Here is a 20,962-nt window from a genome sequence, read left to right on the forward strand (position 1 = left end):
ATTTATGAGAATTAAAGCCACCATTGAACGCATCCCTGGTGGGATGATGTTGATTCCATTGCTGCTGGGTGCGGTTGTAAATACCCTGGCGCCGAATACCGGTGCTTATTTTGGTTCCTTTACAAAAGGCATGATTACCGGCACGGTACCGATTCTTGCTGTGTGGTTCTTCTGTATTGGTGCATCAATTGATTTACGCGCAACCGGTACGGTCCTGCGTAAATCCGGTACGCTGGTGATTACTAAAATTGCGGTGGCGTGGGCAGTGGCAATGATTGCCGCCTCGTTTATTCCGGATACCGGTATTCAGACCGGTTTCTTTGCCGGTCTTTCCGTACTGGCGATTGTATCCGCAATGGATATGACCAACGGCGGTCTGTATGCCAGCTTGATGAACCAGTACGGTACGAAAGAAGAGTCCGGCGCGTTCGTTCTGATGTCTCTGGAATCCGGTCCGCTGATGACGATGGTGATTCTGGGCGCGGCGGGTCTGGGCTCCTTTGAACCGCATCACTTTATCGGCGCGGTACTGCCGTTCCTGATCGGCTTTACGCTGGGCAACCTTGACCACGATCTGCGTGCGTTCTTCAGCAAAGCAACACCGGTACTGATTCCATTCTTCGGCTTTGCGTTGGGTAACACCATTAACCTGGGCGTGATTGTTGATACTGGTCTGCTGGGCATCCTGCTGGGTGTGGCGGTTATTGTCATCACCGGTATTCCGCTGATCATTGCTGACCGTGTGATCGGTGGTGGTAATGGTACTGCAGGTGTCGCGGCGTCCTCTGCGGCAGGTGCCGCCGTTGCCAACCCGGTGATCATCGCGCAAATCAACCCGGCGTTTGAACCGGTCGCCGCCTCCGCGACGGCGCTGGTCGCCGCCAGCGTAGTGGTCACGGCGATTCTGGTGCCGATTATTACCGCGCTCTACGCCAAACGCTTCGCCAGGCTACCGGCGCCTGTAGCGGCGGAAGAAGCGACAGCGGAATCCGCAAACCACTAATCATCAGCCCTCTCCTCTCAAAACCTAAGGGGAGAGGGTGGAAACACCTCTTCGACCATCGCATCCACCAGCCGTTTTGCCGAACAGAGTCGCGGCATACCCAACGCAACCGTCTGCCAGCGTTGCGTCACAGACCAGCACACCGGATGTTTATCCGCCTCGCACCAGTCTCCCAACCAGCTCAGCATGTCGCTGTATTCGCCTGAACCGGCGGTGGTACTCAACCACTGATGATAATAGTGACGCGTCGTCGGCGCGGCATTGATACTGTGGGCCAGATAGTTTGTCGCCATCGCCCGGAGATTATCTTTCAGCATCGCCGCCACGTCCGGATTCGCCAGACGACAGGCATCGCCAAACGGTCCCCAACGCAACTCTTCAAGCGCAATAAAACACCGCCCCGGCAGCGACCATCCCTCATAGGCCCCCGCCAACCATCGAGTAAACACCTGTTCACTGTGTTCCCCGGCCTGGACCGTGAGGCCACGCTGGCTCAGCGCCTTCTCCTTCCAGGCACTGCGCTGGCGAAACCACTCGCTGAGGGTGTTAAGTTGCTGAACCAGCCCTGGGATGGACGGTCCGCGAGAGAGATCCGTCTGTTGCAGAACCTGCAGTCGCGCAGAGATCCGCGTCAGCGCCAGATGCCCCGGATCGAGCATACCCGCCAGCTTTTCCACCAGCTTCAGGCGCATCATCAGATGTTCGCTGAACATTCCGGCCATCGCCCACGCCCGTAACTGCGTCTGGGACAGAATCTCCTGCGTCAGACGTTCGCGAAACTGCTGCTGTTGCAACGTGCCGCCTGCCCGTTTCGGTTCTTCTCCCTGAACCAGATCGACCATAAACTTTGGGTGGATACACTCCAGCGTCCGTCCGGGGCCTTCCAGTAACGCGTTTGTCATGTGTGTTCGGCCACAAAAAGGGTTTGAATGTCGTCACGGAGCAGGCGAGAGTCTTCATAAATCCAGGCGGTGGCGGCAATACTGTGCTGCAACTGCTGACTCAGACTCTGAACAGCCGATTCATTCTGCTGACGAACCAGCAAACTCTCGCGCAGGCTCTCCTGTAATCCCGCCAGGCACAATGAGAAATCGGCAAAAAACGTTGCCAGTCCTGCCGTAACTGAAACATCGACCTGCGCGGCTAAAGCTTTACGAATTTGTTGGCAGAAGTGGCTGACGTACTCCGCCAGGCTCTGGTGTAGCGCATTAATATCAATCAGATAGCGTGTCTTCGCTTCGACATAGTCATTCCAGCTCCAGTTCGGCTGATTCAGCCAGCGGGAGAAGGTTTCACGCACCCCGCTTACACGAGGTTCGTCACTTTCGACGTGGTCCTGCTGGGCAATCGCATCGCTGAATAACTGGCGCGTCGTGAAGTTAAACATGGACGCGTGAAAGGCCGGAAAGCTGATTCGGGGGCGAAACCCCGCATGGCTCAACTCCTCTTTCACCCGCATTTCGATAGGGCGCATTGCCTCGTTCAGTGACCGGCTGAGCGTGGCTTTCAGTTGTTCAAAACGCATCGCCAGGTCGCGGCTGATGTTTTCCTGCGCCGCCAGCAGGACGCCCTCACAGGCGGAACGTAGCTTACTGAGGATCACCTGCGCCTGCGCTTCGTCATGCAGCACCAACATCTCCCCGTCAATCTCCGCCTGCGGCAGCGGCGACCAGCTATCGCCACGCGACAGTTTCAGGATCTGTTCGCGGCTGAAAAAGGTCTCGATGTTACGCAAGATCGTGGCCTGCTGCTGGTTGAGAAAGTCGTTGGCCGACGCCAGCGCCAGCCCGACTTCATGGTGGATTTCGTCACTGACGCTGTCCTGGCTCACCTTAAGTTGCTGCATATCCGCTTCCAGACGCACGATATTTTGCTGCAACGTGTCAAAGGCCACCGTCAGACAGTGATAACGGAAATCCAGATATTCGCGGGCGCTGTGGGCGTAATTCAGCAATTTATGCGAGGCGGAACGCAGCGCATACAGCGACGCATTAGCATAGGCGGCATGAATTAAGGTCTGGATCGGCTGTTCAAACAGCGAATCTTCCCACAGCAAATCTGCCGCATGGCGCAGGTGTTCGATATCATCCAGATCGGCGCTTCGCCAGCGCCGACCAAGCGCGGCTTCAGCAAAGTCCTGTACCCAGCGCTGCTCTTCGTGATCCGGCAGATGACCGTGGTTTGCCAGCTCATGGCGTGCCCGATTGGCCAGATATCCCCACATCGAGGAGACCGGATAAATTTGCGCCGGATTAATACAGCCCTTCATCAGGGTACCGGAAATCAGCGCCCTCACCTGCTCTTCATCATCGCTGTTGCGATCTTTCTGGTCGAATTTGTTCACCAACGCATACAACGGCACCGATTTTCCTACCGCGGCAATGGCCTGACGCACCTCTTCATCAGAAATCGATTTCAACTGCGTATAGTCCATCACCGCCAGAACGGCGGAGGCGCGAGCCAGTTGCTCATTGAGCATTTTTTGCAGATGCGGCTGCCCGGCTTCGTTTGGCCCGGGGGTGTCCAGTAACGTCAGTTGACCCGGATAATTCTCCAGCCCCGCCAGATGCACAAACTCCACCTCAATCACCGGAATATGTTCAATCGCCGCATAGGCAGAAAAGGGAAAATCGACGTCCAGCGCTTTCGACAGGCGCACCAAATCGTTAAGGCTTTTCAGGCAGTGAAAGATCGGCTGCGCGCCGAGGTAATGGCGCTCAAACGCTTCCCCTCTTTCGATGCGTTGCATGAGGCCGTTCATGTCTTTATCAATTTCCAACACCTGCGTCAGATTCTGCCGATCGCAGGCGTGCATGCTCTCTTGCAGTGTTTTCATCAGCGCATCGATGGGCGCAACGTGGGAAAAATGCAGCACCGGTTCTTTCTGACCAGGCGTATGGCGGATCAGCGTCGGCAACGCGGTCATCGGACGGTTGCGATTGGGCAGCACCTCCGTGCCGACAATGGCATTGATCGTCGTCGACTTTCCCGCTTTCATGGTGCCAACGATCGCCAGTACCATTTCCAGTCGCGAGATTTTTCGCAACTCATTGTTCAGCGTGGCCTGCTGGGCCTCGGCACCCCGGGTACTGAAATGCATGGGCTGAACGTTGAAGTCATCCTCACTCTTTAATGAGGAAGCGTCCTCCAGAGTGGCCGTTGGCATTTTTTTTACGGTCTTAAGATGCTCTAAAGAGAGCATCAGCAAGCGTTCCGCTTCCTGGCTCAATTCATATATTGTCTGTGTGTACATAAAAAATGTTTCCTTAACGCAAATTTTTATTGCTTTTATTTAGCCGTTTCGTTTATTAGTGAATGCTCGGCTTTAATAATTACGTATGGAAAAAGAATTTATTAATTAATCTACTGATATTGATGAAGTTATTATTTTAATTACTATTTTTGAATAACACTCAGTGGCATAAGAAAGTAAAAAAGCGTAGTTCAGTTTTATAAAAACCCAGGCCAGTTTTGGTTAATTTCACCTACCAGAAATAAGGGGGAAGGTGATGTAAACGAACCCTAACTAAAATTCGCTCAGCCAATTATTTCGAATATTTCTCGTCACCTTATCTCAAATAACAAACGGTAGCAATTTCCCTTAAAAATATTAGCGCGTTTTTTCTGTCTGGCAGACAGGTTACGGTCACAGTACGGTATTTACCTTAAAAACAGAGTAGTCCCGACAACGTTAAGGATTTTGTGTATAATTGCGTCCTTTTTCGGCAATCTGCCATTTTTTGGGCGCTTTTGCCCTTGCTGACTTTTGAGGAAATCGACATGTCATTACCCCACTGCCCACAATGCAACTCCGAATACACTTACGAAGATAACGGCATGTACATCTGCCCGGAATGCGCCCATGAATGGAACGATGCAGAACCAGCGCATGACAGCGACGAACTGATCGTGAAAGATGCCAACGGTAATCTGCTGGCTGACGGCGACAGCGTCACCGTCGTGAAAGATCTGAAAGTCAAAGGCAGCTCTTCAATGCTGAAAATCGGCACGAAAGTGAAAAACATTCGTCTGGTGGAAGGCGACCACAACATCGATTGCAAAATTGATGGCTTTGGCCCGATGAAGCTGAAATCAGAATTCGTGAAAAAGAACTGATGTAAATTGCCCGGTGGCGCTTCGCTTACCGGGCCTGTGATAACTACACTTAACTGGCTTCTCTTACCTGAGGTAAAGATTATGCCGTTAAGTCCCTACATCTCTTTTGCCGGAAACTGTGCCGACGCCATCGCGTATTATCAAAAGACGCTGGGTGCAGAACTCCTTTATAAAATCAGCTTCGGTGAAATGCCCAAACCGGCGCAGGACAGCGAAGACGGTTGCCCGTCCGGAATGACATTCCCCGATACCGCTATCGCCCATGCCAATGTACGCATTGCCCATAGCGACATCATGATGAGCGATGGCATCCCAACGGGAAACGCCCATTATTCAGGTTTCACGCTGGTCCTTGACACGCAAAATGTCAACGAAGGGAAGCAATGGTTTGACAATCTCGCCGCAGAGGGTCAAATCGAAATGGACTGGCAGGAAACCTTCTGGGCGCATGGCTTTGGCAAAGTCAGCGATCGCTACGGCGTACCGTGGATGATCAACGTCGTCAAACAACCCCAGCCAACCGAGTAACCTCACGGGAGGCGTGCCTCCCGTCCTGTCATCAAACTCACCTTAACTCTTCATCGGCAGGTAACGTCCCCTTAACCCAAACGTCATATTGATCCGCCACGATGGGGCCACTTTTTTTAGAGAGGCCGCATCATGGAAACGATCATTCGCGTCGAGAAACTCTCCAAAACGTTCAATCAGCATCAGGCGCTGCATGCGGTTGATCTGAACATCGGTTCCGGTGAGATGGTAGCTCTGCTTGGGCCGTCGGGTTCCGGCAAATCCACCCTTTTACGTCATCTGAGCGGTTTGATTATCGGTGATAAATCAGCAGGTAGCCGCGTCGAGCTACTCGGTCGCACCGTTCAACACGAAGGCCGACTGGCGCGCGATATCCGCAAAAGCCGCGCGCATACCGGTTACATCTTCCAACAGTTCAATCTGGTGAATCGCCTGACGGTGCTGGAGAACGTGCTGATTGGCGCGCTCGGCAGCACGCCGTTCTGGCGCACCTGTTTTAGCTGGTTTAGCGCAGAGCAGAAACAGCGCGCGCTCCAGGCACTGACCCGCGTCGGGATGGCGCACTTTGCCTGGCAGCGCGTCTCAACGCTCTCCGGCGGTCAACAGCAGCGCGTGGCCATCGCCCGGGCGCTGATGCAGCAGGCCAAAGTGATCCTCGCCGATGAGCCGATTGCCTCACTGGACCCGGAATCCGCGCGCATCGTGATGGACACCCTGCGCGACATTAACCAGACCGACGGCATTACCGTCGTCGTCACGCTGCATCAGGTGGATTACGCCCTGCGCTACTGCGAACGCATTGTCGCGCTGCGTCAGGGACACGTCTTCTATGACGGCAGCAGCCAGCTCTTTGATAACGAACGATTTGACCATCTCTACCGCAGCATGAACCGCGTCGAACAGAACGCACAGGCTGCCTGACATCCCCACAATGAGGAATGGAAATGAGCTATAAGACAGTTGCCGCGCTGGCCTTTACCAGCATGTTTAGTCTCAGCACCCTGCTCAGCCCGGTCCATGCCGAAGAGCAGGAAAAAGCACTGAACTTTGGCATTATTTCGACCGAATCACAGCAAAACCTGAAGCCCCAATGGGACCCGTTCCTGAAGGATATGGAGAAGAAACTGGGCGTGAAAGTGAACGCCTTCTTCGCCCCGGACTACGCCGGGATCATCCAGGGCATGCGCTTTAACAAAGTTGATATCGCCTGGTACGGTAACCTCTCGGCAATGGAAGCGGTGGATCGCGCTAACGGACAAGTGTTTGCCCAGACCGTCGCCGCCGATGGATCGCCGGGTTACTGGAGCGTGCTGATCGTCAACAAGGACAGTCCGATCAACAACCTCGACGATCTGATCGCCAAACGCAAAGATCTCACCTTCGGTAATGGTGATCCTAACTCCACCTCCGGCTATCTCGTCCCTGGCTATTACGTCTTCGCGAAAAACAATATTACCGCCAGCGACTTCAAACGCACCGTCAACGCCGGTCATGAAACCAACGCTCTTGCGGTCGCCAACAAGCAAGTGGATGTTGCCACCAACAACACCGAGAACCTCGACAAGCTGAAAACGTCCGCGCCGGACAAGCTGAAAGCGCTGAAGGTGATCTGGAAGTCGCCGCTGATCCCGGGCGATCCGATCGTCTGGCGTAAGAACCTCTCTGAAGCCACCAAGGACAAGGTGTACGACTTCTTCATGAACTACGGCAAAACGCCAGAAGAAAAAACCGTGCTGGAACGCCTGGGTTGGGCGCCGTTCCGCGCCTCCAGCGACCTGCAACTGGTGCCGATTCGCCAGCTCGCGCTGTTTAAAGAGATGCAGGGCGTGCAGGACAACAAGGGACTGAACGCCGAAGAGAAGACCAGCAAATCTTCCGCGATTAAAGCGCAACTGGACGATCTTGACCGTCTGACCGCGGCGCTGAGCGCCATGACCAGCGTCACTAAAGCGGTGCAGTAAACCTGATGCCCGGTGGCGCTTTGCTTACCGGGCCGACAAACGTAGGCCGGATAAGGCGTAGCCGCCATCCGGCAATAACCTACGCACGGAGTTAAACATGCAAACCATCACCGTTGCCCCGCCAAAGCGCAGTTGGTTCTCGCTCGTGAGTTGGGCCATTCTGCTTGCCGTGTTGGTCGTGTCGTGGAAAGGCGCCGAAATGGCCCCGCTCACGCTGATTCAGGATTCCGGCAACATGGCGACCTTCGCCGCCGACTTTTTCCCCCCCGATTTTAGCCAGTGGCAGGACTATCTTGGTGAAATGGCGGTGACCCTGCAAATCGCCGTCTGGGGTACCGCGCTGGCCGTGATCCTCTCCATTCCCTTCGGCCTGATGTGCGCCGACAACCTCGTGCCCTGGTGGATCTACCAGCCAATGCGCCGTCTGATGGATGCCTGCCGCGCCATCAACGAAATGGTGTTTGCGATGCTATTCGTGGTCGCTGTCGGCCTCGGTCCGTTTGCCGGCGTCATGGCGCTGTTTATCCACACTACCGGCGTGCTCTCCAAACTGTTGTCCGAAGCGGTGGAAGCCATTGAGCCTGGCCCGGTTGAAGGTATTCGCGCCACTGGCGCCAACAAAATCGAAGAGATTCTTTACGGTGTACTGCCCCAGGTGATGCCGCTGCTGATCTCCTACTCGCTGTACCGCTTTGAATCCAACGTCCGTTCAGCAACCGTCGTCGGGATGGTGGGCGCAGGCGGCATTGGCGTCACGCTGTGGGAGGCGATTCGCGGTTTCCAGTTCCAGCAAACCTGCGCCCTGATGGTGTTGATCATTGTGACCGTCAGCCTGCTGGATTTTCTTTCCCAGCGTTTACGTAAGCACTTTATCTGATTAGCGAGGCATTGATTGCTATGCACTTGTCTACACATCCGACCAGTTATCCAACGCGTTATCAGGAGATTGCCGCGAGACTAGAGCAGGAGCTACGTCAACATTACCGCTGCGGCGATTATCTGCCCGCCGAGCATCAGCTTGCCGCGCGTTATGAGGTTAATCGCCACACCCTGCGCCGCGCCATCGACCAGTTGGTTGAGCGCGGCTGGGTCCAGCGTCGTCAGGGCGTCGGCGTACTGGTGCTGATGCGCCCGTTCGATTATCCGCTTAACGCCCAGGCTCGTTTTAGTCAGAACCTGTTGGATCAGGGAAGCCATCCCACCAGCGAAAAACTGCTGGCAGTACTGCGCCCGGCCTCCCGTCACGTTGCCGATGCGCTCAGCGTGCAGGAGGGCGATAACGTCATTCACCTGCGCACCCTGCGACGGGTAAACGGCATCGCCCTGTGTCTGATCGAACATTACTTTTCCGACCTGACCCTCTGGCCGCTGCTGCAAGGTTTTAACCACGGCTCGCTGCACGACTACTTGCGCGAACAGTCCGGCCTGACGCTCAAGCGCACCCAGACGCGCATCAGCGCCCGGCGTGCGCAGGCCAAAGAGAGCAAGGTGCTGGAAATCCCCAACATGGCGCCGCTGCTCTGCGTGCGCACCCTGAACCACCGTGAAGGCGAGGAACGTGCGATGGAGTATTCCGTCAGCCTGACCCGCGCCGACATGATCGAATTCACTATGGAGCACTGAATGCATTTCGATACCGCCACCCGCCAGCGCTGGATGCGCGCGCTGGCTTACAGCAAGGCCGATGCCCTGAATGCGCGACTCCAGGTGTTAAAACTGGCACCAGAATATGAACTGATTCGCGCCCCGGAAAGCGGACTGATGCAAATTCAGGCGCGCATGGGCGGCACCGGCAACCGCTTCTTTGCCGGGGACACCACGCTGACCCGCGCAGTGGTTCGCCTGAAAAGCGGCACGCTGGGTTACAGCTACCTGCTGGGACGCAACAAACATCACGCCGAGCAGTGCGCCGTCATCGACGCGTTACTGCAGGAACAAACGCATTTCCAGAACCTGATGGAAACCTTAATTAGCCCGCTGGAAGCAGAACGCGATGCGGAAATCACCGCCCGTCGCGCCGAAGTCAACGCCAGCCGGGTCGACTTCTTTACGCTGGTACGCGGAGATAACGAATGACCCTACAGACCGCCTTTACCCTGCCCGTCCAGGACGCCCAACAAAGCTTTCGCCGTCTGCTGAAAGCGATGAGCGAACCGGGAGTGATTGTTGCCCTGCATCAACTGAAACACGGCTGGCAGCCGTTGAATCTGGCGACCACCAGCGTCCTGCTGACGTTAGTCGACGGCGATACGCCGGTCTGGCTGTCGCCTGCGATGAATAATGATATCGCCAGCCAGAACCTGCGTTTTCACACCAATGCCCCGATGGTCGAACAACCCCAACTGGCGGCCTTTGCCGTGGCCGACGAGCGCATCAGCAGCGAACAGCTTAATGCCCTCTCCGCCGGTTCCGCCGTCGCGCCGGAGACCAGCGCCACGCTGATCGTGCAGGTCTCCAGCCTGAGCGGCGGGCGGATGTTACGCCTGACCGGGGCAGGTATCGCCGAAGAGCGAATGATCGCACCGCAGTTGCCAGAGTGCCTGATCCACGAACTTACCGAACGCCCGCATCCGTTCCCGCTGGGCGTTGACCTCATCCTCACCTGCGGTGAACGGCTGCTGGCTATTCCGCGAACCACCCATGTGGAGGTGTGCTGATGTACGTAGCCGTCAAAGGGGGCGAAAAGGCGATAGCCAACGCCCACGCGTTACAGGAGCAGCGACGCCGGGGCGACGATACCGTTGCCGAACTGAGCGTGGCGCAGATCGAACAGCAGATGAATCTGGCTGTTGATCGCGTAATGACCGAAGGCGGCATTGCCGATCGCGAACTGGCGGCGCTGGCGCTCAAACAGGCCAGCGGCGATAACGTCGAAGCCATCTTTCTGCTGCGCGCCTACCGCACCACGCTGGCAAAGCTGGCGGTAAGCGAGCCGCTGAACAGCGCGGAAATGCGCCTGGAACGCCGTATCTCCGCAGTCTATAAGGATATTCCGGGCGGACAGCTGTTAGGGCCCACCTACGACTACACTCATCGTCTGCTCGATTTTACGCTGCTGGCGAATGGCGAAACGCCGCCGCTGCGGACTGCAGAAAGTACGCAGGACGCCGCCCCGCATGTCTTTTCGCTGCTGGCGAATCAAGGGCTGGCGAAGCCCGAAGAAGATAACGGCGCCACGCCGGATGACATCACCCGCACGCCGCCGGTTTACCCCTGTTCCCGCGCCTCACGTCTGCAACAGCTGATGCGCGGCGATGAGGGCTATCTGCTGGCGCTGGCCTACTCCACCCAACGCGGCTATGGGCGCAATCACCCGTTCGCGGCCGAAATCCGCAGTGGCTACGTTGCGCTGGAAACGGTACCGGAAGAACTGGGATTTGCGATCAACGTCGGCGAACTGCTGATGACCGAATGTGAAATGGTCAACGGCTTTATCGCCCCGGACAACGATGCGCCTCACTTTACCCGCGGTTACGGACTGGTGTTCGGCATGAGCGAACGCAAAGCGATGGCAATGGCGCTGGTAGACAGAGCCCTACAGGCACCCGATTACGATGAAACGGTCACGGGACCGGCGCAGGACGAAGAGTTTGTGCTGGCGCACGCGGATAACGTCGAGGCAGCGGGTTTTGTTTCGCACCTCAAGCTCCCCCACTACGTCGATTTCCAGGCCGAGCTGGAACTGCTCAAACGCCTGCAACAGGAGGCCGCTCGTGACCACTAACCTCTCCGGCTACAACTTTGCTTATCTGGATGAGCAGACCAAACGCATGATCCGCCGCGCAATCCTCAAAGCGGTGGCCATCCCCGGCTATCAGGTGCCGTTCGGTGGCCGCGAGATGCCGATGCCTTACGGCTGGGGAACCGGCGGGATCCAGATTACCGCCAGCGTGATTGGTGAACCGGACGTGCTGAAGGTTATCGATCAGGGCGCGGATGACACCACCAACGCCGTATCGATCCGCAACTTCTTCAAACGCGTCACCGGGGTCAATACCACCGAGCGCACGGAAGACGCCACGTTGATCCAGACCCGTCACCGGATCCCGGAAACGCCGCTGGCGGAAGATCAGATCCTGATCTTTCAGGTGCCGATCCCTGAACCGCTGCGTTTTATCGAACCTCGTGAAACGGAAACCCGCACTATGCACGCGCTGGAGGAGTACGGGATCATGCAGGTGAAGCTGTATGAAGATATCGCCCGCTTCGGCCATATCGCCACCACTTACGCCTACCCGGTGAAAGTCAACGGACGCTATGTGATGGACCCGTCGCCAATCCCAAAATTCGACAACCCGAAGATGGACATGATGCCCGCCCTCCAGTTGTTTGGCGCGGGACGCGAAAAGCGTATCTATGCCGTGCCGCCGTATACCCGCGTGGAAAGTCTCGATTTCGACGATCATCCGTTCACCGTACAGACCTGGGATGAGCCCTGCGCCATCTGCGGTTCAACGCACAGCTATCTTGATGAAGTGGTGCTCGATGACACCGGCAAACGCATGTTTGTCTGCTCCGACACCGACTACTGCCGCCAACAGAGCGAGGCACTCAGCCAATGACGCAACCGCTGCTTTCGGTTAATAACCTGACCCATCTCTACGCGCCGGGCAAAGGCTTCAGCGATATCTCCTTTGACCTGTGGCCTGGCGAAGTGCTGGGCATTGTCGGGGAGTCCGGTTCCGGCAAAACCACTCTGCTGAAATCCATCTCCTCGCGCCTGACGCCGCAGTCAGGCGAGATTCAGTACCAGAACCGTTCGCTGTACGCCATGAGCGAAGCCGACCGCCGCCGCCTGCTGCGTACTGAATGGGGCGTGGTACATCAGCACCCGCTGGACGGCCTGCGTCGTCAAGTTTCGGCGGGCGGTAATATCGGCGAACGCCTGATGGCGACCGGCGCGCGCCACTACGGCGAGATCCGCGCCACCGCCCAGCGCTGGCTGGAGGAGGTCGAAATTCCGGCTTCTCGTATCGACGATCTCCCGACCACCTTTTCCGGCGGCATGCAGCAGCGTCTGCAGATCGCCCGCAACCTCGTCACCCACCCGAAGCTGGTGTTTATGGATGAGCCGACCGGCGGCCTCGACGTCTCCGTCCAGGCGAAACTGTTGGATCTGCTGCGCGGGCTGGTGGTGGAACTGGATCTGGCGGTGGTGATTGTCACCCACGATTTAGGCGTGGCGCGCCTGCTGGCAGACCGTCTGCTGGTAATGAAACAGGGTCAGGTGGTGGAAAGTGGATTAACCGACCGTGTGCTCGACGATCCACATCATCCGTATACCCAGTTGCTGGTGTCGTCCGTATTGCAGAACTGATTTTTTGTTTTGCCGGATGGCGCCTGCGCCTTATCCGGCCTACGGGTCGGCATCGCTTGTAGGCCTGATAAGCAACGCGCCATCAGGCAATCGAATGCACAAATGCTTAAAGAGGCTAAAAATGAACGCGATCCGCGTTGAAAACGTCAGTAAAACCTTTGTGCTCCACCAGCAAAACGGCGTGCGCCTGCCGGTGCTGCAAAATGCCTCGCTGGAAGTCAAAAACGGCGAATGCGTCGTTCTACATGGCCACTCCGGCAGCGGGAAATCCACGCTGCTGCGTTCGCTGTATGCCAACTATCTGCCCGATGAGGGGCACATTCACATTCGCCATCACGACGAATGGGTGGATCTGGTGCAGGCCCCGGCGCGCAAAGTGCGGGAAGTCCGCCGCGCCACGATCGGCTGGGTGAGCCAGTTTCTGCGGGTGATCCCGCGGATCTCCGCGCTGGATGTGGTGATGCAACCGCTGCTGGATCTCGGCGAACCGCGCGAGGCGTGCGCCGCCAAAGCCGCAAGCCTGTTGACCCGTCTGAACGTGCCGGAACGCCTGTGGCACCTCGCCCCGTCAACCTTTTCCGGCGGTGAACAACAGCGCGTCAATATCGCGCGCGGATTTATCGTCGATTACCCGATTCTGTTACTCGACGAACCAACCGCGTCGCTGGATGCCAAAAACAGTGCCGCCGTGGTGGCGCTGATTGAAGAGGCGAAAGCGCGCGGTGCGGCCATTGTCGGCATTTTTCACGATCAAACTGTGCGCGACCGCGTGGCGGATCGTCTGCACCTGATGGGAACAACACCATGATTATCAACAATGTAAAGCTGGTGCTGGAAGATGAAGTGGTGCAGGGATCGCTGGAAATGCAGGATGGCGTGATTCGCGCCTTTGCACAAAGTCAGAGCCGTCTTCCGCAAGCGCTGGACGGCGAAGGCGGCTGGCTGCTGCCGGGGCTGATTGAGTTGCATACCGATAATCTCGACAAATTCTTTACCCCACGCCCGAAAGTGGACTGGCCTGCTCATTCGGCAATGAGCAGCCACGACGCGCTGATGGTCGCCAGCGGTATTACCACCGTGCTGGACGCGGTGGCGATTGGCGATGTCCGCGACGGCGGCGATCGTCTGGAAAACCTGGAGAAAATGATCAACGCCGTGGAGGAGACGCAAAAACGTGGGGTAAACCGCGCCGAGCATCGCCTGCATTTGCGTTGCGAACTGCCGCACCACACCACACTGCCGCTGTTCGAGAAGCTGGTCAGTCGCGAACCGGTCACGCTGGTTTCGCTGATGGATCACTCGCCGGGACAGCGTCAATTCGCCAACCGCGAGAAATATCGTGAGTATTATCAGGGTAAATATTCGCTGACCGATGAACAGATGGCACGTTACGAAGAGGAACAACTGGCACTGGCGGCTCGCTGGTCGCAGCCCAACCGGACCGCTATCGCGCAACTGTGCCGTGAGCGCAACATTGCGCTGGCAAGCCACGATGACGCCACCTCCGGGCATGTGCAGGAATCTCATCAGCTTGGCAGCGTGATCGCCGAATTTCCCACCACGTTCGAAGCTGCAGAAGCCTCACGCCAGCACGGCATGAACGTACTGATGGGTGCGCCGAACATTGTGCGCGGTGGCTCTCATTCCGGTAACGTCGCGGCGCACACGCTGGCTGAATTGGGGTTACTGGATATCCTCTCGTCAGATTACTACCCCGCCAGCCTGCTGGATGCGGCATTTCGCGTCGCAGACGACGCGGCCAACCGCTTTACGCTGCCGCAGGCGATCCGCCTGGTAACCGCCAACCCGGCGCGGGCGCTCAGTCTCAGCGATCGCGGCGTGATCGGCGAAGGCAAACGCGCCGATCTGGTACTGGCGCACCGTAAAGGCGATCACATCCACATTGACCACGTCTGGCGCCAGGGAAAGAGGGTGTTCTGAGTATGGGAAAACTGATCTGGTTGATGGGGCCGTCCGGCTCCGGGAAGGACAGTTTGCTGACCGCACTCCGTCAGCAGGAACATGCGCAACTCCTGGTGGCGCACCGTTATATCACCCGCGCGGCGAATGCCGGGAGCGAGAATCATGTTGCCCTGAGCGAGCAAGAGTTTTTCACCCGCGCCGGGCATAACCTGCTGGCGCTAAGCTGGCATGCTAACGGCTTTTATTATGGCGTCGGCGTGGAGATCGATCTCTGGCTCAACGGCGGCTTCGACGTGGTGGTCAACGGCTCACGCGCACATCTGCCCCAGGCGCAGGCGCGCTACGGCACGGCGCTGCTGCCGGTCTGCTTGCAGGTCTCCCCGACAATTTTGCGCCAGCGCTTACAGACGCGCGGGCGGGAAAGCGAACCCGAGATCGCCGCGCGTCTTGAACGCGCCGCCCGCTATGCTCCGTTTGACTGCCATATGCTCAATAACGACGGCAGTTTGCACCAGTCCGTCGATTCGCTGTTAACCTTAATGGGACGTAAGGAGCCACGCCATGTCTGCCTGTGAATTTCGTCGCGCCACCGGACAAGACACCGAGGCCGTGTACGCGCTCATCTGCGAACTGAAGCAAGCCCAGTTTGATTACCCGACTTTTCGCGCCGGGTTCACCACCAATTTGCAGGATGCCCGACTGCGCTATCAGCTGGCGCTGCTTGAGGGTCAGGCGGTTGGGCTAATTGGCCTGCATCTGCAGTATCATTTACATCACGCCAACTGGATTGGCGAGATTCAGGAACTGGTGGTGATGCCGCAGGCGCGGGGTCTGAAAATCGGCAGCCAGTTACTGGCATGGGCGGAACAGGAAGCCCGTGAGGCGGGTGCAGAGATGACAGAACTGTCCACCAGCGTGAGGCGTCATGATGCCCACCGTTTTTATCAGCGCGAAGGCTACGAACAGAGCCATTTTCGCTTCACAAAAGCATTGTGAGGTACGCAGGCCGGATAAGACGCCTCTCATCGCCATCCGGCGCGATACGACAAGGGGAGTCACGATGAGTCTGAGCATCACGCTAAGCGGCACCGGCGGTGCGCAAGGGGTACCCGCGTTTGGCTGCGACTGTGCTGCCTGTCGTCGCGCACGCCTGCAGGAACAGTATCGTAGACGCCCGTGTAGCGGCGTGGTCAAATTCAACGATACGGTGACGCTGCTGGATGCGGGCATACCGCACCTGATGGACGACTGGCCGGCGGGCAGCTTTCGACAGTTTTTACTCACCCACTACCATATGGATCACGTACAGGGATTGTTTCCGCTGCGCTGGGGCGTTGGGGCGTCCATCCCTGTGTACGGCCCGCCGGACGAACAGGGGTGCGACGATCTGTTTAAGCATCCCGGCATTCTCGACTTTAGCCACACCGTCGAGCCGTTTGTGGTGTTTGAGCTACAGGGATTGCAGGTCACACCGCTACCGCTGAATCACTCAAAGCTGACGTTGGGTTATCTTCTGGAGACCGCGCACAGCCGCGTGGCGTGGCTGTCTGACACCGCCGGACTGCCCGATAAAACGCTCACCTTTCTGCTCAACAATCAACCGCAGGTTATCGTCATTGACTGTAGCCATCCGCCGCGTCCCCAACCGCCGCGTAATCACTGTGATTTAACCACAGTGATGGCGCTCAATGAGGTGATTCGCTGCCCGCAGGTGATCCTCACTCATATCAGCCACCAGTTTGACGTCTGGCTGATGGATAACCCGCTCCCGAACAGATTCGAGGCGGGCTATGACGGGATGCAGATTGTGGTGGATTAGGACATATTGCGTACAATAAGACTTGTTAACTGGTCTCAAATCACCTAAATTATGACCAGTTAACAGGTCTTAAGGAGTGACTATGCCACACATCATCTTGAGCGATACCACGGCCAGCGTGAGTGAGTTAAAAAAGAATCCGATGGCGACTGTCAACGCCGGTGATGGTTATCCCGTCGCGATTCTGAACCGTAACCAGCCCGCTTTTTATTGTATTCCCGCAGCGCTTTACGAAAAAATGCTGGATGCTCTGGACGATCAGCAACTGGCAAAATTAGTAAATGAACGTAGCCAACAGCCGCTTGTGGAAGTGGATCTGGACAGCTACCTATGAGTTATACGGTAAAGTTCAGGGAAGACGCGCTGAAAGAATGGCAAAAACTTGGTAAAACCATTCAGCAGCAATTTGCTAAAAAACTGAAGAAATGCTGTGACAATCCCCATGTCCCCTCAGCAAAGCTGAGAGGAATCAAAGATTGCTACAAAATCAAATTGAGAACCTCAGGCTTTCGCCTTGTTTATCAAGTGATTGATGACGTATTGGTTATCGCCGTCGTTGCTGTCGGTAAACGTGAGCGTAGTGAGGTTTATCAACTCGCCAGCGACAGACTGCGTTAACGCTCGTAGTCCTCTTCCATTCGCCGCTCTTCATCTTCCAGTTGGCGGCGCTCACGATCGAGCTGACGCTGGCGATCATCCAATTGACGTCGTCGGTCCTCAAACTGACGGCGACGGTCATCATACTGTCTGCGGCGATCGTCGCTCATTTCGTTCTGCCACCTATCGTCACGCGAATCCTCATAATCCCGCCCGCTGTCGCTGTCAGGCTTATAGGCATCGTTGATCGCCTGCTGAATGTTGCCGATGGCATCATCAATGATATCGGCCTGTGCCGGCACGGTCGCCAGCAACAACAGGCTGAATAAAAAGAGCGTCGGGGTACGTTTCATAAAACCTGCCTCAAAAGGGGACGGTTTCTACGGTAGTTAACGCAACCTGATGCAACCAGAGGACGAATCTCAAATTCGGCCAGCGCGGCCCCGCCGTTGCACAGAGGCGATGTGTTGTCATTCACGGGAAATCGTCACGTCAAATATGACGACAGCCTGTTTTTCGTCAGGGTTTTGTCCAAAAATTACCCGTAATATCAGGGAAAGCCCCCAATTAAAATGTGGCATAAAAGATGCATACTCAGGGCGACAAGCGTGTATGCGCGATTTGATTAACTGGAGCGAGACCGATGAAAAAAGTCGTCACGGTTTGCCCGTATTGCGCATCAGGTTGCAAGATCAACCTGGTGGTCGATAACGGCAAAATCGTCCGGGCTGAGGCGGCGCAGGGGAAAACCAATCAGGGTACCCTGTGTCTGAAGGGCTATTACGGCTGGGATTTTATTAACGATACCCAGATCCTGACCCCGCGCCTGAAAACCCCTATGATTCGTCGCCAGCGTGGCGGCAAGCTGGAATCTGTTTCCTGGGATGAAGCGCTGAACTATGTCGCCGAACGCCTGAGCGCCATCAAAGCGAAATACGGCCCTGATGCCATCCAGACGACCGGCTCGTCGCGTGGCACCGGGAATGAAACCAACTACATCATGCAAAAATTTGCGCGCGCCGTTATTGGTACCAATAACGTTGACTGCTGCGCTCGCGTCTGACACGGCCCATCGGTTGCAGGTCTGCACCAGTCGGTCGGTAACGGCGCAATGAGTAATGCAATTAACGAAATTGATAACACCGATTTAGTGTTTATCTTCGGCTACAACCCGGCGGATTCCCACCCGATTGTGGCGAATCACGTGATTAACGCTAAACGTAATGGGGCGAAAATTATCGTCTGCGATCCGCGCAAAATTGAAACCGCGCGCATTGCCGACATGCACATCGCACTGCGAAACGGCTCGAATATCGCGCTGTTGAACGCGATGGGCCATGTCATTATTGAAGAAAATCTGTACGACCAGGCGTTTGTGGCCTCGCGTACGGAAGGCTTTGAAGAGTACCGCAAGATTGTCGAAGGCTATACGCCGGAGTCCGTCGAAGAGATAACCGGCGTCAGCGCGAGTGAAATTCGTCAGGCGGCGCGGATGTATGCCAGCGCGAAAAGCGCAGCGATCCTGTGGGGCATGGGCGTCACCCAGTTCTATCAGGGTGTAGAAACCGTGCGTTCACTGACCAGCCTCGCAATGTTGACCGGCAACCTCGGTAAGCCCAGCGTGGGCGTTAACCCGGTACGTGGCCAGAACAACGTTCAAGGCGCGTGTGATATGGGTGCGCTGCCGGATACCTATCCGGGATATCAGTACGTGAAAGATCCGGCTAACCGCGAGAAATTCGCCAAAGCCTGGGGCGTGGACAGCCTGCCTGCACACACCGGCTATCGCATCAGCGAATTGCCGCACCGTGCGGCACATGGCGAAGTACGCGCGGCGTACATCATGGGCGAAGATCCGTTGCAAACGGATGCGGAACTCTCTGCGGTGCGTAAAGGCTTTGAGGATCTGGAACTGGTCATCGTGCAGGACATCTTTATGACCAAAACCGCATCGGCGGCGGATGTTATTTTACCGTCGACGTCGTGGGGCGAGCATGAAGGGGTCTTTACCGCCGCTGACCGTGGTTTCCAGCGCTTCTTTAAAGCCGTTGAGCCGAAGTGGGATCTGAAAACCGACTGGCAAATCATCAGTGAGATCGCCACCCGGATGGGGTATCCGATGCACTACAACAACACCCAGGAGATCTGGGATGAGTTGCGTCATCTGTGCCCGGATTTCTACGGGGCGACTTACGAGAAGATGGGCGAACTGGGTTACATCCAGTGGCCTTGCCGCGATACGTCGGACGCCGATCAGGGGACCTCTTACCTCTTTAAAGAGAAGTTTGATACCCCGAACGGCATGGCGCAGTTCTTCACCTGCGACTGGGTCGCACCGATCGATAAACTCACCGAAGAGTACCCGATGGTACTGTCGACGGTGCGTGAAGTCGGCCACTACTCCTGTCGTTCGATGACCGGTAACTGTGCGGCCCTGGCCGCGCTGGCGGACGAGCCAGGCTATGCGCAAATCAACACGGCCGACGCGGCGCGTCTGGGCATTGAAGATGAAGCGCTGGTGTGGGTTCACTCGCGTAAAGGCAAAATTATCACCCGCGCGCAGGTCAGCGAACGCCCGAACAAAGGGGCGATCTATATGACCTACCAGTGGTGGATTGGCGCCTGTAACGAGCTGGTGACCGAGAACTTAAGCCCGATTACCAAAACGCCGGAGTACAAGTATTGCGCCGTGCGCGTGGAGCCGATTGCCGATCAGTCCGCCGCCGAGCAGTACGTGATTGATGAATACAACAAGCTGAAGGCCCGCCTGCGCGAAACCGCAATGGGCTGACCACAACGTTGATGCATCTCAACAGCCTCCACCCTGGAGGCTGTTTTTTTATCCATACGATCTCTTTATACTGTCCATTCCGTACCCTAATTAAAACTTAATAATGAAACCACTTCTTGCATTGATGTTATTGATGACATTCTTTGCCCGTGCTGCCAATCCTGAGCCTGGAAGCCAGTATTTGCAGGCCGCAGAGGCCGGTGACAAACGCGCGCAATATTACCTTGCTGACAGCTGGTTTAGCTTCGGCGATTTGAGTAAAGCCGAATACTGGGCACAGAAATCCGCCGACAATGGCGATGCGGACGCCTGTGCGCTGTTGGCGCAAATTAAAATCACTAACCCGGTCAGTCTGGATTACCCTGAAGCGAAAATGCTGGCGGAAAAGGCCGCTCAGGCAGGCAGTAAAGCGGGTGAAATTACGCTGGCACGTATTCTGGTCAATACTCAGGCCGGTAAACCCGATTACCCCAAAGCCATTTCCCTGCTGCAAAACGCCTCTGAAAATCTGGAGAGCGATGTTGCTGTGGATGCGCAGATGTTGCTCGGCCTGATTTATGCCAACGGCGTCGGGATTCAGGCTGATGATGATAAAGCCACCTGGTATTTCAAGCGCAGTTCTGCCATCTCTCGCACCGGGTATTCCGAATACTGGGCGGGAATGATGTTTCTGAACGGCGAACAGGGCTTTATTGAGAAGAATAAACAGAAGGCGCTGCACTGGTTGAATCTGAGCTGTACCGAAGGCTTCGATACCGGCTGCGAAGAGTTTGACCGATTAACGAACGGCTGACTCAGATTGCCTGATGGCGCTGCGCTTATCAGGCCTACAAGCGATACCGACTCGTAGGCCTGATAAGGCGAAGCCGCCACCCAACACAAGCGATACCGGCCCGTAGGCCGGATA

Annotated in this window: 24 protein-coding genes; 21 read left to right on the plus strand and 3 right to left on the minus strand. The window is 56.3% G+C overall.

Translation table 11 applies throughout. The features are described 5' to 3' along the window. The first annotated feature begins 4 nt into the window (after positions 1–4). Entirely contained in the window at positions 5–1,003 is a 999-nt protein-coding gene (gene kdgT / locus AL479_RS06695; RefSeq protein WP_061075533.1) for a 2-keto-3-deoxygluconate transporter, read from the plus strand. 17 nt (positions 1,004–1,020) lie between these two features. Here the strand turns inward: kdgT and AL479_RS06700 are convergent, their stop codons facing one another. Beyond that, positions 1,021–1,905 (minus strand): diguanylate cyclase regulator RdcB family protein, encoded by an 885-nt coding sequence (locus tag AL479_RS06700; RefSeq protein WP_105291730.1) that lies wholly within the window; start codon positions 1,903–1,905, stop codon positions 1,021–1,023. Continuing rightward, positions 1,902–4,256, minus strand: a complete 2,355-nt coding sequence (gene crfC, locus AL479_RS06705) for a clamp-binding protein CrfC (protein WP_061075534.1) — start codon at positions 4,254–4,256, stop codon at positions 1,902–1,904. Before crfC ends, AL479_RS06700 begins: the two co-directional genes overlap by 4 nt. A gap of 527 nt (positions 4,257–4,783) precedes the next feature. Here crfC and AL479_RS06710 point away from each other — a divergent pair. From AL479_RS06710 to AL479_RS06795, 18 genes are all read left to right on the plus strand, one after another. After that, positions 4,784–5,119 carry a zinc ribbon domain-containing protein YjdM gene (locus AL479_RS06710; protein ID WP_042999087.1) on the plus strand — a complete coding sequence of 112 codons (336 nt, stop codon included), beginning with the start codon at positions 4,784–4,786 and terminating at the stop codon, positions 5,117–5,119. 81 nt (positions 5,120–5,200) lie between these two features. After that, positions 5,201–5,647: a VOC family metalloprotein YjdN gene (gene yjdN / locus AL479_RS06715; RefSeq protein ID WP_061075535.1), complete on the plus strand. Its 447-nt coding sequence runs from the start codon at positions 5,201–5,203 to the stop codon at positions 5,645–5,647. Positions 5,648–5,779: 132 nt separating this feature from the next. Next, positions 5,780–6,568, plus strand: a complete 789-nt coding sequence (phnC, locus tag AL479_RS06720) for a phosphonate ABC transporter ATP-binding protein (protein ID WP_061075536.1) — start codon at positions 5,780–5,782, stop codon at positions 6,566–6,568. Positions 6,569–6,591: 23 nt separating this feature from the next. Continuing rightward, on the plus strand, positions 6,592–7,608 hold the full coding sequence (gene phnD / locus AL479_RS06725) for a phosphonate ABC transporter substrate-binding protein (protein WP_061075537.1): 1,017 nt from the start codon (positions 6,592–6,594) through the stop codon (positions 7,606–7,608). 97 nt (positions 7,609–7,705) lie between these two features. Next, positions 7,706–8,485: a phosphonate ABC transporter, permease protein PhnE gene (phnE, locus tag AL479_RS06730; protein ID WP_044328535.1), complete on the plus strand. Its 780-nt coding sequence runs from the start codon at positions 7,706–7,708 to the stop codon at positions 8,483–8,485. A 20-nt stretch (positions 8,486–8,505) separates the two neighbouring features. Continuing rightward, the gene (phnF, locus tag AL479_RS06735; protein ID WP_061075538.1) at positions 8,506–9,231 is read left to right on the plus strand and encodes a phosphonate metabolism transcriptional regulator PhnF; all 726 of its coding nucleotides are present in this window, start codon (positions 8,506–8,508) and stop codon (positions 9,229–9,231) included. Then, positions 9,232–9,684, plus strand: a complete 453-nt coding sequence (gene phnG, locus AL479_RS06740; protein ID WP_061075539.1) for a phosphonate C-P lyase system protein PhnG — start codon at positions 9,232–9,234, stop codon at positions 9,682–9,684. Then, positions 9,681–10,265, plus strand: coding sequence for a phosphonate C-P lyase system protein PhnH (phnH, locus tag AL479_RS06745; RefSeq protein ID WP_061075540.1), 585 nt, complete (start codon positions 9,681–9,683; stop codon positions 10,263–10,265). The genes phnG and phnH overlap by 4 nt, the downstream gene beginning before the upstream one ends. After that, a complete protein-coding gene (locus tag AL479_RS06750) occupies positions 10,265–11,332 on the plus strand; it encodes a carbon-phosphorus lyase complex subunit PhnI (protein WP_061075541.1) in 1,068 nt (355 codons plus the stop codon). The genes phnH and AL479_RS06750 overlap by 1 nt, the downstream gene beginning before the upstream one ends. Before the next feature lie 46 nt (positions 11,333–11,378). Continuing rightward, positions 11,379–12,170, plus strand: a complete 792-nt coding sequence (phnJ, locus tag AL479_RS06755) for an alpha-D-ribose 1-methylphosphonate 5-phosphate C-P-lyase PhnJ (RefSeq protein ID WP_233623242.1) — start codon at positions 11,379–11,381, stop codon at positions 12,168–12,170. Further along, positions 12,167–12,925 (plus strand): phosphonate C-P lyase system protein PhnK, encoded by a 759-nt coding sequence (phnK, locus tag AL479_RS06760; protein ID WP_061075543.1) that lies wholly within the window; start codon positions 12,167–12,169, stop codon positions 12,923–12,925. Before phnJ ends, phnK begins: the two co-directional genes overlap by 4 nt. Before the next feature lie 121 nt (positions 12,926–13,046). Continuing rightward, positions 13,047–13,733 (plus strand): phosphonate C-P lyase system protein PhnL, encoded by a 687-nt coding sequence (phnL, locus tag AL479_RS06765; RefSeq protein ID WP_061075544.1) that lies wholly within the window; start codon positions 13,047–13,049, stop codon positions 13,731–13,733. After that, positions 13,730–14,866 carry an alpha-D-ribose 1-methylphosphonate 5-triphosphate diphosphatase gene (gene phnM / locus AL479_RS06770; protein WP_061075545.1) on the plus strand — a complete coding sequence of 379 codons (1,137 nt, stop codon included), beginning with the start codon at positions 13,730–13,732 and terminating at the stop codon, positions 14,864–14,866. Before phnL ends, phnM begins: the two co-directional genes overlap by 4 nt. A gap of 2 nt (positions 14,867–14,868) precedes the next feature. Beyond that, positions 14,869–15,423, plus strand: coding sequence for a ribose 1,5-bisphosphokinase (gene phnN / locus AL479_RS06775; protein WP_061075546.1), 555 nt, complete (start codon positions 14,869–14,871; stop codon positions 15,421–15,423). Then, the gene (gene phnO, locus AL479_RS06780; RefSeq protein WP_061075547.1) at positions 15,410–15,844 is read left to right on the plus strand and encodes an aminoalkylphosphonate N-acetyltransferase; all 435 of its coding nucleotides are present in this window, start codon (positions 15,410–15,412) and stop codon (positions 15,842–15,844) included. The genes phnN and phnO overlap by 14 nt, the downstream gene beginning before the upstream one ends. A 64-nt stretch (positions 15,845–15,908) precedes the next feature. After that, positions 15,909–16,667, plus strand: a complete 759-nt coding sequence (gene phnP / locus AL479_RS06785; protein WP_061075548.1) for a phosphonate metabolism protein PhnP — start codon at positions 15,909–15,911, stop codon at positions 16,665–16,667. 82 nt (positions 16,668–16,749) lie between these two features. Further along, positions 16,750–17,001, plus strand: coding sequence for a type II toxin-antitoxin system Phd/YefM family antitoxin (locus tag AL479_RS06790; protein WP_061075549.1), 252 nt, complete (start codon positions 16,750–16,752; stop codon positions 16,999–17,001). Further along, entirely contained in the window at positions 16,998–17,285 is a 288-nt protein-coding gene (locus AL479_RS06795) for a type II toxin-antitoxin system RelE family toxin (protein ID WP_061075550.1), read from the plus strand. Before AL479_RS06790 ends, AL479_RS06795 begins: the two co-directional genes overlap by 4 nt. Here AL479_RS06795 and yjdP read toward each other — a convergent pair. After that, complete coding sequence (yjdP, locus tag AL479_RS06800) at positions 17,282–17,617, minus strand: DDRRRQL repeat protein YjdP (RefSeq protein ID WP_061075551.1); 336 nt, start codon at positions 17,615–17,617, stop codon at positions 17,282–17,284. The two genes, AL479_RS06795 and yjdP, sit on opposite strands and share 4 nt — an antisense overlap. Positions 17,618–17,907: 290 nt before the next feature. Between yjdP and fdhF the strand changes: the two genes are divergently transcribed. Together fdhF and yjcO are read left to right on the plus strand one after the other, a co-directional pair. Then, positions 17,908–20,055 carry a formate dehydrogenase subunit alpha gene (gene fdhF, locus AL479_RS06805; RefSeq protein ID WP_081093644.1) on the plus strand — a complete coding sequence of 716 codons (2,148 nt, stop codon included), beginning with the start codon at positions 17,908–17,910 and terminating at the stop codon, positions 20,053–20,055. Positions 20,056–20,158: 103 nt separating this feature from the next. Further along, the gene (yjcO, locus tag AL479_RS06810) at positions 20,159–20,848 is read left to right on the plus strand and encodes a Sel1 family TPR-like repeat protein YjcO (protein ID WP_061075553.1); all 690 of its coding nucleotides are present in this window, start codon (positions 20,159–20,161) and stop codon (positions 20,846–20,848) included. Positions 20,849–20,962: the final 114 nt, after the last annotated feature.

The sequence above is a fragment of the Citrobacter amalonaticus genome (assembly GCF_001559075.2).
Taxonomy (GTDB): domain Bacteria; phylum Pseudomonadota; class Gammaproteobacteria; order Enterobacterales; family Enterobacteriaceae; genus Citrobacter_A; species Citrobacter_A amalonaticus_F.